The following is a 14,999-nucleotide window of genomic DNA, read 5'->3' as shown; positions in this document are numbered from 1 at the left end:
GCGTGGTCTTGGGCCCGACCAAATCGCAGCGGGTCAATTTTTCTAGCATCAACAGTTTGGGCAAGCGAGGATTATCGAATCCCCAAAGACTGGGCACAAATAGAGTTCCAGACCACTGCGTCTAGCAACATCACTCTAGACCAGTCGATCTTTCCTGCCAGAGCGGGATGTGGGGCAAAACCAAAAAATTGAAGGGCAGATCGCTCCAGGCCTTTTTGTTTAAGCAATGCCACCCCTTCGCTTAAAAGATGATATTCCCGCCACTTTTCTGAATTCATCAGTTCGGAAAACTGTTGCATGGTATCCGCTATCTGGCTGACCCCACCCTCCAAAACATCCAGCTTGAAGACCGCTCCGGACCTATTCTGATAAAAAAGGTCTCCGAAAACCGATGCACCAATGGGCGCAACTTCCCCTTTGATCAAGCCTGGCCATTCCGAAAAAAGAGCCTTGAAATCTAGCAAAGATGCATCAACAAATAGGTCGTTCCAAGAAAGATTTTTCATTTTTATACTTGTATGCGTTGTTGGCCGAAGTGTCGTCCGTTAGTGGCCGATTGCGGGTGAACGCCTGAGCCGTCTAACGCGCCTAAAGCATAGCTCTATCGGAAGGCCTTCGACTCCAGGTCTTGCAGCAGGTGGGCTCCTTCAATGTCGCCTCCAGAGCGATAGGATTTAAGCGAAACATCAAGCAGGCTTTGAAGCTCGGCCACATCGTCCGCTTTAAGGTGGCGAGCCTTGGCGAACAGTTCTACGCCAGCGCGAAGCTCGGAGAACGCGGATTCCAGAGTGAGCTGTTCATCGTCGCTGAGATAGTCTTCTTTTGGAAAATCATCCGGTGCGTGAACGATGACGAGCGACAAAAAGTCCTTGAAAGTCGAGACACTATTAACCCAGGGCATCAATACTTCCTTCAATGTCTGTTTCTGGCCGCTAGCGGACGAATCTACTGGCGAACGATTGAAAGTCATCTGCTATTAGGATGGCAGCCTCAGGCGCCATTCCAATTAGTGGCAGCATGTAGACAGCGCCTTGTTCATCAAAGGCTAGCACTTCCCCCCGCCATCTCCCGCAAAAGCCACGAAGCCGGGCGCGTACGTTTCGATTTCAATATCAGAATTACCTCCAGGAATTTCGTCCTTAGCCCAGAGGATAATGTAGCCTGGGCGGGCCTCATCGACAGTGAACCCTTCGAACAGACCATTTTCTTGAATGTAGTCGTAATAGCTGCTTGGTATCAAGGGAAGCATATTATCCAGCTCATTATTTTTGAACGTCGGCTTCTGGCCGAGAGCAGACCAACTAATTTTCGGAGACGGTATTCGGATGTGATGCTTTGGAGTTGAGAAGAGCGCCTATCAGCAATGCTGCATCCTGCATGATGATAGATCGAGATGCGGGGAGAAATAGTAAGCAATTCATCGCTTTTGCCAGGTGGATGACTTTCAAGCACATTGGCAACGCGTCACCACGAGTATCAATACGAATCGCGACCGACTCCACGAGTTCGTCTTTATAGCTCACCTGAATATTATTTTCTCCGGCGGTTCCCCAAATACAAACCTCATCGTTCCAAGAGTTCGCGGAAGGTAACACTTGCGCAATCAGGTCAACGAAATTCGTAACGGGCTGGTGTCCTCTCCATGCCTGCGATGTGTCCCAGTAGCCCTCATCATCGAACAACAGATCTGAGGCTGTTGATTTGCTCGCCGATTTGACCCTCTCTAACTGACCCGCCTTCCAGTGCCTGCTAAAGGCCGCCACACGGTCATACGACCCCTCATAACCAAGCTCCCTTAACTCCAGGAACATCTGTTTCAGGGTCCGTCTTTGCTTACGGGATTTGACCAACTCTGAGCTCAGCCACGCGGAAAGCCTGGGGGCATATGCATCCAAAGAGCTCGGTGAATGCCTGCTGGCATAGGAAGGTTCGATCGCCTCTGATCGAATGTAGCGACGAACCGTGTTTCGGGAAATGTCCAACCTGCGGGCGATTTCCCGGATCGAGACGCGATCTCTGATGTACCAGCGTCGAATGATTCCAAGTAGGGCCACGTCTATCACTCCGTTCTCCCGCTCGATGTCATGAGCAGGATTGTGGTCTAAACATGGGTCAACTTAGGATGCAAATTTCCGGGGAAACTGGGTCAGTTTTCAATGCAAATCAACAAGCTATTGCTACTTTGCCGAACAGCGAGGCACCTGAGGCACGAGCCTTTCCCAATAGAGGACTTACTGCCCCGCAAATGGCCAATGCCATTAATGCTGTAGGGCTAGAAGCGCAAATCTTGAGCGCCCAAGATAATCACATCGTAAAGAGCACGCTCTATGCATATTTACGTGGTGGTGTGCCCGCGCTGATGGCGATTACCCTGGAAGATCTCGATTTCTCCAATACGAAATGCACTCGCACGGAAAAGGGTGGCCATGCAGTAGCAGTTGCTGGGTATAGCCTTGGCGGCAATGAGATCATTCCCAGTGGTCCGACGCGATTTCAGCTTGAAGCCTCAAAAATCGACAAACTCTATGTGCATGATGATCAGCTCGGGCCATTTGCACGCATGTCGTTTCAAGCGCGCGAAATTGATGGCAAAGTGGTTAACTCCATGTCGACAGACTGGAAACCGAGTAAAACTGAGCTTTTCTCGCTAAAGAAAACAAGCTCTAAACCAAGAAAGTACAAGAATAACGAGCAAGCCCCATGCGTCATTGCAATACCGAAGCTAATAGTACTGCCGCTATACAAGAAGATCCGAATTCCCTTCAAGTTCATCCATGATGCGATCGTTGCCTTAGATGACCTATTTGAACAGATCCGCCTGCAATTCTTTCCCAAGATGGAGAGGCAGACATGGGACATCTATCTCATCACGGTTTCCTCGTTTAAGAACCAGTTATTGAAGGACGGTAGCTACGGGGACGATACCGCTGACACCTTGAAGATGTCTTTGCCCAAATATATGTGGCGAGCTACTGCCCGCACTAACGACAGTGTTTGTCTTGATCTGCTTTTTGACGCGACAGGAATCGAGCAAAGTCCTCTCTTGTTACAGGGGAAAACATACGGCCATGAATTCAATGCAATGATTCAAGCGCTGTGCATGCAAGAGCCAGGTACGAATGATGCTCAGGCCGCCGCCATCGTTCGTGCAATGATTAGTCACTTTTCTCCACCTGAAACACAACGATCGAAGTGATCTTGAATCCGCGCAGTATCTGAAAAATTTGAACGATTTAGCAAATTGCTATAAACTACGCTAATTAGCTGATCTGCTTTTATCGATTTTTATCCTTCTTATGAGTCAACCCGCAACTTTTGGCAGCGTCATTTGCACTCAACGCAAAAAACAGAAACTGACTCAAAAGGATTTAGCTTCTCAAATCCTACGCGAAGATGGTGTTCCAATATCCGCGCAGTATCTGAATGATATTGAGCATGACCGCCGCAGTCCGTCATCTGATTTCATCGTTAAGCAACTGGCCAAGATTTTGAACATGCCGGAGGAATACCTCTACTACATGGCCGGTAAGTTTCCTACTGACGACTTGGTTCCCAATGCGACTCCTCAGATGGTTGAGGAGGCCATGTTCGCGTTCCGTGAATCGATACAACGGGCGCAGCAGCGATAATCGGGACTCTCACGAGTACGTAGTAACTTGATGCCTCGAACTGAGTGCTAATAAGAAAAGGGGTCACGACATCGTCGTCGCCCCTTTTTTTCTTTATTGCCAGAAAGTCCAACATCTCCAAGATAGGGGCATTGCTTAGAAGGACAAACTTTCCTGCACCAGGGGCGTTTCAACTGACGTCACAGCTTTTTGATTAACGATGCCTTATCAGCGGAACGCTTTTGCATACTCTTCGAAAGGGCTAACCGACCTCGTGCAGATCTGGTCTGCACCGGCATGTATTTCCCTTTAAGAGCCCTCACGCCTGTGGGTTATCTCAGCCTCTAGATAAGGCCACCGAAAATACGCTCGCCGGTTTCGAAAGTGGCAATATCGCTTAACATTCGTTCGAGTTACGATATCAATTTGGCAATATCACTACAAAGCGTTTGTCAGGAACAAAAACCGCTAAAAACGGCTTGACGGCACAAGCCATGAATCCCTGTCCGTGCGGACAGTATGGCGACAGCCAGGGCCGCTGCCGCTGCACGCCGGAACTGGTCAAGCGCTACCAGGCGCGCTTGTCCGGCCCGCTGCTGGACCGCATCGACATGCAACTGCACGTCAACGCCCTGAGCCCCGCCGAACTGGCCGTCCAGCAGCCGGGTGAAACCAGCGCCGCCATCGCGGAACGGGTCGCGCGCGCCTTTGAACGACAGCGCCAGCGCCAGGGCAAACCCAACAGCCAGCTGGGGGGTAGCGAAATCGACCGGCACTGCCAGCACGATGTGGCGGCGGCCCAACTGCTGCAAGCCGCCATGCTGCGGCTGAACTGGTCGGCGCGGGCCTATCACCGGGTGCTGAAACTGGCGCGCACCATCGCCGATCTGGCGGAGTCCGATGTGATCACACAGGCGCATGTGGCCGAGGCAGTGCAATACCGGCGGACGCTGGCCGGTAATTGAGCGGCAACGGATCTGTCCGGGCAGACAAGAGCATTCCCCCCCTGTTGCGCCATGCAAGAGCACCGTCTGTATCTTCTCCCTCGGCCGGCCGGGCCTTAGCCTTGCAATTCACATGGCATTGACTGCCGCCCCCACCTGCCGACCGAAAGAGGATCATCGCCATGCCCACTGTCTCCACCCTGCTGGCCTTCGCCGCCCTCTGCCTGGGCATGGTGCTCACGCCCGGCCCCAACATGCTTTATCTGGTCTCGCGTTCGGTCTGCCAGGGCCGCAAGGCCGGGTTGATCTCGCTGGCCGGAATCGCGCTGGGGCTGGTGTTCTACATGCTCTGTACCGCGCTGGGCATCAGCGCCCTGCTGATGACCCTGCCCCTGGCCTACGACGCGCTGCGCCTGGCGGGAGCGCTCTACCTGCTCTACCTGGCCTGGCAAGCCCTCAAGCCGGGCGGCCGATCGCCGTTTGCCCTCCGCACCCTGCCCCCGGACAGCCCCCGCAAACTCTTCAGCATGGGTCTGCTGACCAGCCTGCTCAATCCCAAGATCGCCGTGATGTATCTGTCGCTGCTACCGCAATTCATCCAGCCCGAACACGGGAGCGTACTTCTCCAGTCCTTCGCCCTGGGTCTGACGCAGATCGTGGTCGGCGTCAGCATGAACGCCGTGATCACCTTCTCTGCGGCTTCCATCTCGGCCCTGCTGGCTGGCCGTCCACACTGGCAACGCCTGCAGCGCTGGCTGATGGGTAGCGTGCTGGCCGGACTGGCCGTCCATATGCTGATCCAGCGCCGCTGACCCTCCCCCGCCTCAGTTCCCGACGTAACGATGCGCTCACCGGGAGCGCATCGCTGCGTCGCCTTCTCCCTCGCCTGCCTGCGCAACGGCGCCAAAGCCGATGACATTCAGTCAACGCAAGCCTCGAACGGCGACGAGAACTCCCCTTTCATTCCCTCGATTTCAACTTCTGCTCGCATAAGCCGGGAACAGAAGACGCCATTGCGTTGCCTAAGGTGAGCTTCGCCCGATACAACAAATAACAAATCAGAATCGACAACAAGGACGATCCCCCATGCCCTCTTCCCTCCCCGACGACCGTGCGGCAGGTGCTGCATGATCAGCATCTAATCAACTCAAACCCCGCTTTCAGGCGCTCTTGCGGCCGATGGTGCGCGCCCTGGCCGAGGCCGGCGTGACGGCCAATGCGGTCACCGTGCTGGCCATGCTGGTCTCGCTGGCACTGGGCGCGCTGCTGTTCGTGGCCGGGCCACAGCGGCCGGCGCTGTTCCTGCTGCTGCCGCTGTGGATGTTCCTGCGCATGGCCTTCAATGCCGTCGATGGCATGCTGGCGCGTGAATTCGGCCAGCAGTCGGCGCTGGGGGCCTATCTCAACGAGCTGACCGACGTCGTCTCCGATGCCGCCCTGTACCTGCCCTTTGCGCTGGTGGCCCCGTTTGGCTGGGCCAGCGTGGGCGGGGTGATCTTCCTGTCGGCGGTGTCGGAGATGACCGGGGCGCTCGGCCCCATGGTCGGTGCGCCACGCCAGTACGACGGCCCCATGGGCAAGAGCGACCGCGCCTTCCTGTTCGGCGCGCTGGGCCTGTGGCTGGGCCTGGCCGGCAGCCTCCCGGGCTGGATCTTCTGGGCGCTGCCGCTGGCTGTCGCCGCCATCCTCCTCAATATCGTCAACCGCATCCGCAGCGGCCTGCGCGCCGCCTCCCACCCATGACACGATCCTGCCAGGAACACCAGTTCACCACCCACGACGGCCAATCCCTGTTCTATCGCCGCTGGCCGGCCACCGGCCCGCAGCGGCGCGGCGCTGTCGTCATGTTCCATCGCGGCCACGAGCACGGCGGGCGCATGGAGCATCTGGTCGATGAACTCGGCCTCTCCGATTTCGATTTCTATGCCTGGGATGCGCGCGGCCATGGCCGTTCGCCCGGCCCGCGCGGCTATTCCCCGAGCTTTGCGCACTCGGTGCGGGACGTGCAAACCTTCATCCACCACCTGCGCGACCAGTGGCAGGTGGCCGAGGAAGACATGGCCGTGCTGGCCCAGAGCGTGGGCGCGGTGCTGGTCTCGACCTGGGCGCATGACTACGCGCCCCGCGTACGCTGCCTGGTGCTGGCATCGCCCGCCTTCAAGGTGAAGCTTTATGTTCCCTTCGCCCGTCCGGGACTGGCCCTGCAGCAGAAGCTGCGTGGCAATTTCTTCGTCAACAGCTACGTCAAGGCGAAGTATCTGACCCACGACCGGCAGCGCCAGGCCTCCTACGACAGCGATCCGCTGATCAGCCGCCCGATCTCCGTGAATATCCTGCTGGCGCTGTATGAAGCGGCCGAACGCGTGGTCGCCGATGCCCAGGCCATCACCATTCCCACGCAATTGCTCATTTCCGGCGCGGACTGGGTCGTGCACCATGGCCCCCAGCACGATTTCTTCGCACGTCTGGGCACACCAGTGAAGGAAAAGCACGTCCTCCCCGGCTTCTATCACGACACCTTCGGCGAGAAGGACCGCAAGATCGCCACCGACCTGGCACGTGAATTCATCCTGCGCCAATTCTCGCAAGCCTGGGCCCGTCCGGACCTTCGCCAGTCGCACCGCCAGGGCCCGACCTTCGAGGAGTCGCGCCAGCTGTCCGCGCCGCTTCCCGCTCTCAGCCCCAAGGGAATGTACTGGGCCGGTTACCGCGCCAACATGAAGCTGGGCGGCCTGCTCTCCAAGGGCGTGGCGCTCGGACATCGCACCGGTTTTGATTCGGGCAGCACGCTCGACTACGTCTACCGCAACACCCCCGAAGGCGTCGGTCCGCTGGGCCGCGCCATCGATCGCCAGTATCTGGACGCGATCGGCTGGAAAGGCATCCGCCAGCGCAAGCTGCATGTAGAGGAATTGCTGCGTACGGCCCTGGCCCGCCTGCAGGCGGAAGGACAGCCGCTGCACGTGCTCGACATCGCCGCCGGCCATGGCCGCTACGTGCTGGAAGCGCTGGGCCAGGGACCGCGTCCCCACTCCATCCTGCTGCGCGACTACAGCGAACTGAATGTACAGCAAGGCACGGCGCTGATTGCCGACAAGGGCCTGGCCGACATCGCCCGCTTCGTGCAGGGCGACGCCTTTGACCGCGCCAGCCTGGCCGCCGTCACGCCGCGCCCGACGGTGGGCATCGTCTCCGGCCTCTACGAACTGTTCCCGGACAATGACGCCGTGGCCACCTCCCTGGCCGGACTGGCCGATGCCATCGCGCCGGGCGGCTATCTGGTCTACACCGGCCAGCCCTGGCATCCGCAACTGGAACTGATCGCCCGCGCCCTGACCAGCCATCGCGGCGGCCAGGCCTGGGTCATGCGCCGCCGCACACAAGCCGAGATGGACCAGCTGGTGGCCGAGGCCGGATTCGAGAAGATCGAACAGCGCATCGACCAGTGGGGCATCTTTACCGTCTCGCTGGCCCGGCGCAAGGCCGCATGAGCCAGGCCGACCGCCTGCTGCCCGCGGCAGCACCGGCCACGCCGCTGCCGTGGAAGCGCGGCGTGGCCTGGCTGCTGTTGCTGGGGCCGCTGTTCTTCCTCAGCTATGGCTTCGCCAACCATGCAGCCGCCGCGCGCGCCAGCGTGCCCAGCTTCTTCTATGGCTGGGAGCGTCATATTCCCTTCCTGCCCTGGACCATCCTGCCCTATTGGTCCATCGACCTGCTCTACGGATTTTCCTTCCTGTGCTGCCGCACCCCGCGCGAGACCGATCGCCACGCGCTGCGGCTACTGACGACGCAGCTGATCGCGGTGGCCTGCTTCCTGGCCTTTCCGCTGCGCTTTGCCTTCGTGCGGCCGGCCACCGACGGACTGTTTGGCGCGCTCTTCGCCTCATTGGCGGCCTTCGACCTGCCCTTCAACCAGGCCCCCTCGCTGCATATCGCACTGCTGGTGCTGATCTGGGTCCAGTTCGCCCGGCTGCGCACGCACTGGTTCTGGCAGCTGGTCATCCACGGCTGGGCGCTGCTGATCGGCCTGTCGGTACTGACGACCTGGCAGCATCACTTCATCGATATCCCGACCGGTGCCATGCTGGGCTTGTTCTGCCTGTGGCTGTGGCCGGATGAGGGGGGTACGCCGCTGCGTCGCAGCGGCCAGCGCAGTGCGCGCCGCATGCGTCTGGCGCTGGCCTACGCGCTGGGAGCCTTGCTGGCACTGGCGCTGGCAATCTCCGTGCGCGCCTTGGCCGCCCCACTGGGCTGGCTGGCCTTGTCGCTGGCCATCGTGGCTTGGAATTACGCCCATGCCGGTGCCGCCGGTTTCCAGAAGCACGACGGCCGCCGGTCGCTGGCCGCTGCCTGGTTGCTGGCACCCCACGCACTGGGTGCCTGGATCAATGCCCGCCTGTGGACCCGCCGCCGTCCGCAGCCTGACGCCATCACCGGAGATGTCTGGCTGGGCCGGCTTCCGAATACCGTCGACATGCACGCCGGTCCGTTCGCCGCCCTGTGCGACCTCTGCGCCGAACTGCCCGCCCCGCGCGGTCCGTGGGCTTATGCCGGCCATGCCTGGCTGGACCTGGTCGCCCCCGACGCCGATCAATTGCTGGCAGCCGCTCGCAGCATCGAATCGCTGCGCAGCCATGGCCCCGTGCTGGTGGCCTGTGCGCTGGGCTATTCGCGCAGCGCTGCTGCAGTGGCAACCTGGCTGTTCTTGAGCGGACGCTGCCCCGACATGGACTCTGCTCTTGCGCTATTGGCCGAACGCCGCCCCACGGTGGTCATCAACGCCGCGCTGCGGGAACGCCTGCGGGAGGTCGAGCAGCAGTTGCTGAAGGGAGAACGCCATGTCTGACCTGCGCCAAGGATCCGGCAGCGATGCCGCCAACGATGCCGCTCATCAAGGCCTCCCGCCTGAAAACGCCCCAGCTGCGCAGCAGGCAGCCCACCAGGCCGACATTGCCCTGGCAATCCTGGCCGTGAGCCGTCCGCTGGACAACACCAGCCGCTTGCTCAGCCTCTGCGCGCTGGTCTTGCTGGTCTTGCATCCAGGCGGCCCTGCAGTCTGGGCTGCGCTGGCGCTGTCCATCGTGTTCGGGATCGCCGAATGCAGTTTCGCGCTGCGCTGCGCCTTCGATGTCCCCATCTTCACCTCATGGGCGCGCCGCTGGCACCAGGGAAATCCACCGCAGGACGATCTGGCTGCCTTTGACCTGGCCCTCGCAGACAGCGGTCTTGGGCCCAAAGCCGGTGCGGCGCCGCGCCCGCTGGCGCAACGCATCGCCGGGGTACGCCGCCTGGTGAAGAATCAGGTCCGATACCTGGCTTTGCAGGTGGTGGCCTGGGTGGTCACCCTGGCGTTACTGTTCCTTTCCTGATCCTTGAAAACTGAATTTGTATGCTGATCGACCGCCTCTTCGCCTCCGCCATCTGCACCTTCGCCCGCGTCCTCACGGGCGTGCGTGCCCGCTGGTTTGCCGCGCCCGATCCCGGCAAGCTGCGTGTCTACTATCCCAACCACCGCAGCCACGGTGATTTCGTGCTGGTCTGGAGCATGCTGCCGCGCGCCATGCGCAAGCGCACCCGGCCGGTGGCCGGCTCGGACTACTGGCTCAGCAGTGCCGTGCGGCGCTATGTGATCAATCGGGTGTTCCGGGGCGTGCTGGTGGACCGCCAGGTCGGCCGCAGCGCCGATCCCATCGGCGTGATGGGCCAGGTGCTGGCGGGGGGCGAATCGCTGATCCTGTTCCCGGAAGGCACACGCAACCTGGACGAGGGCCTGCTGCCCTTCAAGAGCGGGCTGTATCACCTGGCCTGCGCGCATCCCGAAGTGGAACTGGTGCCGGTATGGATCGAAAACCTCGGCCGGGCCATGCCCAAAGGCCATCTGGTGCCGCTGCCGCTGCTCTGCACCCTCAGCTTCGGCGAGCCCTTGATGCTGCGCCCCGACGAAAGCAAGGAACAGTTCCTGGCCCGCACCCGCCAGGCCCTGCTCGCCCTGGCCCCCGTGGCCGAATGATCCGCGACGAACGACCATGACTCCTCAAGATACCCTCATCGCCCTGTTTGGCGGCGTGTTCGCCGTCCTCGCCCTGGCCAGCTCGGTCGGTGGCCTGCTGCGCTGGCGGCTGGCCGGACGCAGCAGCAGCGTCATCGACAATCTCAATGCCCGCATCAAGGCCTGGTGGTGGATGATCGGCGCGCTGGCCATCGCGTTCTGGATCGGCAAGACCGGCGTGGTCGTGCTGTTTGCCTTCATCTCGCTGCAGGCGCTGCGTGAATTCATTTCCGTCACCTACACTCGCGTGGGCGACCATCGGGCGCTGCTGTGGTGCTTCTTCGTGTTCCTGCCGCTGCAGTACGTGCTCATCGGGATGGACTGGTATGGCCTGTTCTCCATCCTGATCCCGGTCTACGCCTTCCTGCTGCTGCCAATCTCGGCCTCGCTCTCCACCGATACCAAGCACTTCCTGGAACGTGCGGCCAAGGTGCAGTGGGGGCTGATGATCTGCGTCTACTGCATCTCGCACGTGCCGGCCCTGCTGACGCTGCCCATCGAGGGCTTCGAAGGCCGCAACCTGCAGCTCATCGTGTTCCTGGTGCTGACGGTGCAGTCCAGCGATGTGTTCCAGTACGTGTGGGGCAAGCTGTTCGGCAAGCGCAAGCTGGCCCCGCAGATTTCACCTTCCAAGACGCTGGAGGGCCTGGTCGGGGGCGTGCTGACGTCCACCGCCGTCGGGGCAGCGCTGTACTGGATCACGCCTTTCAATGTGTGGCAGGCGGCGCTGGTGGCGCTGACCATCAACATTCTGGGCTTCTTCGGGGGATTCGTGCTGTCGGCGATCAAGCGTGACCGCGGACTCAAGGACTGGGGTGCCATGATCGAAGGCCATGGCGGCATGCTGGACCGGGTCGATTCGATCAGTTTCTCGGCACCGATTTTCTTTCATATCCTGCGCTACTGGTGGGTGCACTGAAGCACCACCAGCAGCGCATTCTCGCTAACGTCAACGTGACGGCAGGATGCGGCGCGCAAACGCGATCAGCACCAGCACCAGCGCAACCAGGCCCAGCCACTGCCCGGTCGATTCAAACGCCCCCGACACCACGGCCAGCGGCGCATCCTTGCCGGTAAAGCCGATGATGGCGGCCAGCAGCACACCCACCAGGCTTTCCCCCACGATCAGGCCTGAGGCCACCAGGATGCCGCGCTGGCGCGGCTTGTCGGCATAGGCTTCCGGGTCCGCACCGGCAGCCAGCGCCCGGCGGCGCAGGGCGCGTTCGATCAGCCAGCCCAGCAGCGCGCCCAGGAACAGGGCGCTGCTGACCATCGGCGGCAGGTAGATGCCAATGCCCACCGCCAGGACCGGCAAGCGCGCCACGCCGCCACGGCGGGCCAGCAGCCAGTCGATCACGATGAGCACGATGCCCAGTGCCACCCCGACGCCCAGCATGGTCCAGTTCAGCTCGCGGGTGAAGATGCCGGTGGCAATGGCCGTCATCAGGGTCGCCTGCGGAGCCGCCAGGGCCTGGGCTGCATCCATGCCCGCGCGCGGCAGGGCACCGGTGAAGCCATAGGCGTTGTAGAGCAGATTCAGAACCGGCGGGATGATGAGCGCACCCACCACGCAACCGACCAGCAGCGCCACCTGCTGGCGCCAAGGGGTGGCGCCGACCAGTTGGCCGGTCTTCAGGTCTTGCAGGTTGTCATTGGCGATGGCCGCCACCGCAATGATGGCTGCGGTGACGAACAGCGCCACCGCGATGGCCAGCTTGCTGCCTTCGGGCGTCGCCAGCAGCGGATCGACCGCGCCCGAGACCAGCAGCAGGACCGACACCAGGATCACGGCCACGATGCCGATACCCGAGATCGGACTGGAGGAGGAACCGATCAGCCCGGCCATGTAGCCGCAGGCTGCCGCCACCAGGAAGCCGAAGATGAAGGCAAACACCACCGCATAGACGATCAGCCCGATGAACAGCGCCGGCGACACCGGTGCTTCGGACAGGAAGGACGCGAACACCACCGCCAGCAGCGCAATCATGGCCAGGCTGATGACGATGATCCAGCGCGGCGACATATCCTGGTCGGTGCGCTCGGTGCTGCCCTGCTGACGGCGCGAGAGCGTCGACAGCGAGGCCTTCACGCCTTCCAGCATGGGCTTGAAAAGGGTAGCCAGTGTCCACACTGCGGCCACGCCGATCATGCCGGCACCGATGAAGCGCACCTGGCTCTTCCACAATCCGTTGGCAAAGTCCGACAGGGCGACATCGGCCGCATGGGGGGTGACGGCGGTGAGATAAGGCACGGCCACACCCCAGGCGATCACCAGGCCGATCAGGATGGCGATGCCGGAGACAATGCCGATCATGTAGCCCGCGCCCACCAGCGCCAGCGAGAAGCCCATGGTCAGGCGGACCACCGAAGCACCGGCGGTGAACCAGAGGCTGATGCTTTCGGCAAACAGCTTCAGTCCGCTGGCGATCACGCTGAAGGCTGCTGCAATTGTGCCGCCGAAGAGGATGTCACGCAGGCCGCGCCGGGTTTCCTCGCCGCCCTCGGCGTCGGCGCTGCCCACGCGCAGGATCTCCGCGGCCGCCACGCCTTCCGGATACGGCAGCGCGCTCTGCACCACCATCACCCGGCGCAGCGGGATGGAGAACATCACCCCCAGCATGCCGCCGGCGGCGCAGATGCCCAGCGTCTGCAGGAAGGGGAAGCCCTGCCAGTGGCCCATCATCACCAGGCCGGGCAGGATGAAGATGATGGAGGAGAGCGTGCCGGCCGCCGAGGCCTGGGTCTGCACCATGTTGTTTTCCAGGATGTTGGCATTGGAAAACAGGCGCAAGACCGCCATCGAGATCACCGCAGCGGGGATCGCCGAGGAGAAGGTCAGGCCGACCTTCAGCCCGAGATACACGTTGGAAGCGGTGAAGACCACCGTGATGAGCGCGCCCAGCAGCATCCCGCGCAGGGTCAGTTCCGGCAGGCCGGTTTGGTTATCTTGTTTCATATCGGGAAAGGGTTCCGTTTCGATGCGTTCTTATACCGCAAGAATTGCCGTACGGCCATCGGACAATTGCGCTATTTGCTTCATATGTGTCTCAAACCGGCTTTGATATGATGCCCCTCTCCCCGTTCCGGACCCTTCCCATGCGCTGCCTCCGTCCTGCCCTGCTGTTGCTGTCCTTGGCCTGCCTGTGCCTGGCGGCCTGCTCTCCGCGCTACAACTGGCGTGAAGCCAGCGACAACGGCGCGCATTTCGTGGTGCTCCTGCCCGCCAAGCCGGCCAGCGTGACGCGCCCGGTCGACCTGGACGGTCCCAAGGTCGACATGAGCATGACCGCCGCCGAAGTCGACGGCCTCACCTTCGCCGTGGGAACGGCCGAACTGCCCGATGCGGCCGCGGCCAACCGGGCGCTGGAAGCAATGCGCACCGCCCTCCTCAACAACATCGGCGGCCAGCCGCAGGGCACGCCGGTGTGGCCGGGCAAGACCACGGGCCTGGCGCGCACGCTGGACCTGGACGCGCGGGGCGTGTCCCGCGGCCGCCCTCTGCGGCTGGTCGCCCGGCTGGCGGTGCGTGAGCGGCGGGTGTACCAGATTCTCATCGTGGGGGAGCAAAAGGCCTTCACCGAGGAAAATATTGAAACCTTTTTCAGCTCTTTCAAACCAACCTGAGCGGGGCCGAGCCGGATGACAATATTCCGGCTACCGGGGTATTCTTGTCCTGCCTGACTCTCCAAACAGGCATTCCCGCAGAAATGCGGATGCAGTCTGCAGCGCATTTCCAGCGCGCCCGCCTTGGCGGGCCTGCCCAAAAAACGTTATCAATCAAAGACCCTGAGGAAATATGCTGATTACCTTCAAATCAAAAGCGGCTGCCGATGTGGTGATGTATGAGTCGCACGCCAAACCCATTCTGGACCTGTTGCACAAGGATCCTGCCCGTGGCGTGATCACCGCGGCCGAGGCCGGTGACGCCATCGCCCTGCTGGAACAGCAGATCAACGCCAGCAAGTCGCATGAAGCCGCCGAAGCGCTGGCGCGTGACGTCAACGCCCACCACAACGCCGACGTCGACGACCACAACCACGAAAAGATCGAGCCGGTCAGCTTCTCGGCACGCGCCTATCCGCTGCTGGACATGCTGCGCGAAGCCAAGAAGGGCAATTACGACATCCTGTGGGGCGTCTGATGCCTGCAGGAAGCCCGGGCGCGTTGCGCTCCTGACACTTCCTGACGCTTGATTGCCTGAATCACCCTGACATACCCGCGCCGAACGGCTGCCGCGAACATCCACCGCGGCGGCCGTTTGTCCTTGTCGGGCGGCATTCTGCCGTGCCGGACCGACACTTGCACCACCCAAAATGCATCGCGCAGGTGTGAGCACCATTGGCCGCTGGTACACTGGCGGCCCGCGCCCCTTGCTCCGACCATTGCCGGGTTGCAATA

Annotated in this window: 15 protein-coding genes and 1 pseudogene; 12 read left to right on the top strand and 4 right to left on the bottom strand. The window is 61.3% G+C overall.

The genetic code is table 11. The annotated features are described in order from the left end of the window. Nucleotides 1-71 precede the first annotated feature (71 nt). The 3 genes from E2K99_RS00445 to E2K99_RS26170 all read right to left on the bottom strand — a co-directional run bounded on the left by E2K99_RS00445 (nt 72) and on the right by E2K99_RS26170 (nt 2,054). Entirely contained in the window at nt 72-506 is a 435-nt protein-coding gene (locus E2K99_RS00445) for a hypothetical protein (RefSeq protein WP_134221019.1), read from the bottom strand. Nucleotides 507-601: 95 nt separating this feature from the next. Continuing rightward, the gene (locus tag E2K99_RS00440) at nt 602-970 is read right to left on the bottom strand and encodes a hypothetical protein (protein WP_134221018.1); all 369 of its coding nucleotides are present in this window, start codon (nt 968-970) and stop codon (nt 602-604) included. A 331-nt stretch (nt 971-1,301) separates the two neighbouring features. Beyond that, nucleotides 1,302-2,054, bottom strand: coding sequence for a winged helix-turn-helix transcriptional regulator (locus E2K99_RS26170; RefSeq protein WP_166675018.1), 753 nt, complete (start codon nt 2,052-2,054; stop codon nt 1,302-1,304). A 53-nt stretch (nt 2,055-2,107) separates the two neighbouring features. Between E2K99_RS26170 and E2K99_RS00430 the strand changes: the two genes are divergently transcribed. The 10 genes and pseudogenes from E2K99_RS00430 (at nt 2,108) to E2K99_RS00390 (ending at nt 11,520) form a co-directional block, all read left to right on the top strand. After that, entirely contained in the window at nt 2,108-3,196 is a 1,089-nt protein-coding gene (locus E2K99_RS00430) for a hypothetical protein (RefSeq protein ID WP_134221016.1), read from the top strand. 100 nt (nt 3,197-3,296) lie between these two features. Next, on the top strand, nt 3,297-3,629 hold the full coding sequence (locus E2K99_RS00425; protein ID WP_134221015.1) for a helix-turn-helix domain-containing protein: 333 nt from the start codon (nt 3,297-3,299) through the stop codon (nt 3,627-3,629). A 470-nt stretch (nt 3,630-4,099) separates the two neighbouring features. Continuing rightward, nucleotides 4,100-4,573 (top strand): annotated as a pseudogene (locus E2K99_RS00420) (magnesium chelatase subunit ChlI family protein); the annotation flags it as partial. Nucleotides 4,574-4,734: 161 nt separating this feature from the next. Beyond that, nucleotides 4,735-5,364 carry a LysE family translocator gene (locus E2K99_RS00415; protein WP_134221013.1) on the top strand — a complete coding sequence of 210 codons (630 nt, stop codon included), beginning with the start codon at nt 4,735-4,737 and terminating at the stop codon, nt 5,362-5,364. A 367-nt stretch (nt 5,365-5,731) separates the two neighbouring features. Next, nucleotides 5,732-6,295 carry a CDP-alcohol phosphatidyltransferase family protein gene (locus tag E2K99_RS00410; protein WP_134221012.1) on the top strand — a complete coding sequence of 188 codons (564 nt, stop codon included), beginning with the start codon at nt 5,732-5,734 and terminating at the stop codon, nt 6,293-6,295. Continuing rightward, entirely contained in the window at nt 6,292-8,043 is a 1,752-nt protein-coding gene (locus tag E2K99_RS00405; RefSeq protein WP_134221011.1) for a bifunctional alpha/beta hydrolase/class I SAM-dependent methyltransferase, read from the top strand. Before E2K99_RS00410 ends, E2K99_RS00405 begins: the two co-directional genes overlap by 4 nt. Beyond that, nucleotides 8,040-9,398, top strand: coding sequence for a phosphatase PAP2/dual specificity phosphatase family protein (locus E2K99_RS00400; RefSeq protein WP_240733823.1), 1,359 nt, complete (start codon nt 8,040-8,042; stop codon nt 9,396-9,398). The genes E2K99_RS00405 and E2K99_RS00400 overlap by 4 nt, the downstream gene beginning before the upstream one ends. Further along, on the top strand, nt 9,391-9,921 hold the full coding sequence (locus tag E2K99_RS25725) for a hypothetical protein (RefSeq protein WP_240733822.1): 531 nt from the start codon (nt 9,391-9,393) through the stop codon (nt 9,919-9,921). Before E2K99_RS00400 ends, E2K99_RS25725 begins: the two co-directional genes overlap by 8 nt. Before the next feature lie 20 nt (nt 9,922-9,941). Beyond that, a complete protein-coding gene (locus E2K99_RS00395) occupies nt 9,942-10,562 on the top strand; it encodes a lysophospholipid acyltransferase family protein (RefSeq protein ID WP_134221010.1) in 621 nt (206 codons plus the stop codon). A 16-nt stretch (nt 10,563-10,578) separates the two neighbouring features. Then, on the top strand, nt 10,579-11,520 hold the full coding sequence (locus E2K99_RS00390) for a phosphatidate cytidylyltransferase (RefSeq protein WP_121037242.1): 942 nt from the start codon (nt 10,579-10,581) through the stop codon (nt 11,518-11,520). A gap of 30 nt (nt 11,521-11,550) precedes the next feature. On the opposite strand, the gene E2K99_RS00385 is transcribed toward E2K99_RS00390, so the two are convergent. Next, on the bottom strand, nt 11,551-13,557 hold the full coding sequence (locus tag E2K99_RS00385) for an OPT family oligopeptide transporter (protein WP_134221009.1): 2,007 nt from the start codon (nt 13,555-13,557) through the stop codon (nt 11,551-11,553). 140 nt (nt 13,558-13,697) lie between these two features. Between E2K99_RS00385 and E2K99_RS00380 the strand changes: the two genes are divergently transcribed. Both E2K99_RS00380 and E2K99_RS00375 read left to right on the top strand, forming a co-directional pair. After that, nucleotides 13,698-14,225, top strand: coding sequence for a hypothetical protein (locus E2K99_RS00380; protein ID WP_134221008.1), 528 nt, complete (start codon nt 13,698-13,700; stop codon nt 14,223-14,225). Between the two features lie 172 nt (nt 14,226-14,397). Next, nucleotides 14,398-14,742: a DUF1840 domain-containing protein gene (locus E2K99_RS00375; protein WP_134221007.1), complete on the top strand. Its 345-nt coding sequence runs from the start codon at nt 14,398-14,400 to the stop codon at nt 14,740-14,742. Nucleotides 14,743-14,999 lie beyond the last annotated feature (257 nt).

The sequence above is a fragment of the Herbaspirillum huttiense genome, assembly GCF_004367745.1.
Lineage (GTDB): Bacteria > Pseudomonadota > Gammaproteobacteria > Burkholderiales > Burkholderiaceae_D > Herbaspirillum > Herbaspirillum huttiense.
This window is presented reverse-complemented; position numbering and strand designations above follow the sequence as displayed.

Excerpts from the sequence above, each read along its gene's own strand:
- E2K99_RS00445 (WP_134221019.1), bottom strand. The coding sequence starts at position 506 with ATGAAAAATCTTTCTTGGAACGACCTATTTGTTGATGCATCTTTGCTA.
- E2K99_RS00440 (WP_134221018.1), bottom strand. The coding sequence starts at position 970 with ATGACTTTCAATCGTTCGCCAGTAGATTCGTCCGCTAGCGGCCAGAAA.
- E2K99_RS00430 (WP_134221016.1), top strand. The coding sequence starts at position 2,108 with ATGGGTCAACTTAGGATGCAAATTTCCGGGGAAACTGGGTCAGTTTTC.
- E2K99_RS00425 (WP_134221015.1), top strand. The coding sequence starts at position 3,297 with ATGAGTCAACCCGCAACTTTTGGCAGCGTCATTTGCACTCAACGCAAA.
- E2K99_RS00415 (WP_134221013.1), top strand. The coding sequence starts at position 4,735 with ATGCCCACTGTCTCCACCCTGCTGGCCTTCGCCGCCCTCTGCCTGGGC.
- E2K99_RS00410 (WP_134221012.1), top strand. The coding sequence starts at position 5,732 with ATGGTGCGCGCCCTGGCCGAGGCCGGCGTGACGGCCAATGCGGTCACC.
- E2K99_RS00405 (WP_134221011.1), top strand. The coding sequence starts at position 6,292 with ATGACACGATCCTGCCAGGAACACCAGTTCACCACCCACGACGGCCAA.
- E2K99_RS00400 (WP_240733823.1), top strand. The coding sequence starts at position 8,040 with ATGAGCCAGGCCGACCGCCTGCTGCCCGCGGCAGCACCGGCCACGCCG.
- E2K99_RS25725 (WP_240733822.1), top strand. The coding sequence starts at position 9,391 with ATGTCTGACCTGCGCCAAGGATCCGGCAGCGATGCCGCCAACGATGCC.
- E2K99_RS00395 (WP_134221010.1), top strand. The coding sequence starts at position 9,942 with ATGCTGATCGACCGCCTCTTCGCCTCCGCCATCTGCACCTTCGCCCGC.
- E2K99_RS00390 (WP_121037242.1), top strand. The coding sequence starts at position 10,579 with ATGACTCCTCAAGATACCCTCATCGCCCTGTTTGGCGGCGTGTTCGCC.
- E2K99_RS00385 (WP_134221009.1), bottom strand. The coding sequence starts at position 13,557 with ATGAAACAAGATAACCAAACCGGCCTGCCGGAACTGACCCTGCGCGGG.
- E2K99_RS00380 (WP_134221008.1), top strand. The coding sequence starts at position 13,698 with ATGCGCTGCCTCCGTCCTGCCCTGCTGTTGCTGTCCTTGGCCTGCCTG.
- E2K99_RS00375 (WP_134221007.1), top strand. The coding sequence starts at position 14,398 with ATGCTGATTACCTTCAAATCAAAAGCGGCTGCCGATGTGGTGATGTAT.